This is a genomic window from Paenibacillus montaniterrae, from assembly GCF_018403185.1.
In the GTDB taxonomy this organism is placed as follows: domain Bacteria; phylum Bacillota; class Bacilli; order Paenibacillales; family Paenibacillaceae; genus Pristimantibacillus; species Pristimantibacillus montaniterrae.
In genome coordinates this window covers 1-404 of the sequence record NZ_BOSE01000038.1, presented here as the reverse complement: position 1 = coordinate 404, position 404 = coordinate 1, and the positions used below count along the sequence as shown (strand labels likewise).

Annotated in this window: 1 tRNA gene and 2 rRNA genes; all 3 read right to left on the bottom strand. The window is 52.0% G+C overall.

Annotated features, from left to right (window positions below):
- Positions 1–19 precede the first annotated feature (19 nt).
- Positions 20–96, bottom strand: a tRNA-Ile gene (locus tag KJS52_RS27035).
- A 6-nt stretch (positions 97–102) separates the two neighbouring features.
- A 5S ribosomal RNA gene (rrf, locus tag KJS52_RS27030) occupies positions 103–219 on the bottom strand.
- Between the two features lie 126 nt (positions 220–345).
- Positions 346–404 (bottom strand): 16S ribosomal RNA (locus tag KJS52_RS27025); the annotation flags it as partial.

Below are 404 nucleotides of genomic sequence, written 5' to 3'. Positions count from 1 at the left end.
GAATGGGTTTAAGTTGTTATGGTGGGCCTTAGTGGACTCGAACCACCGACCTCACCCTTATCAGGGGTGCGCTCTAACCAGCTGAGCTAAAGGCCCTCAACCGCTTGGCGACGTCCTACTCTCCCAGAACCCTGCGGTCCAAGTACCATCGGCGCTGGAGGGCTTAACGGTCGTGTTCGAGATGGGAACGTGTGGTTCCCCTCCGCTATCGCCACCAAACGATTTACTTTATGGAAGAATCGTTTGATCCTTCAAAACTGACAACGAGTGAGCGAATTAACTGCCTTTAAGGGTGATCCTCAAGGGATCTGATGATCTTCAACTCGGAAGATCGTGTTCTCTTAGAAAGGAGGTGATCCAGCCGCACCTTCCGATACGGCTACCTTGTTACGACTTCACCCCAA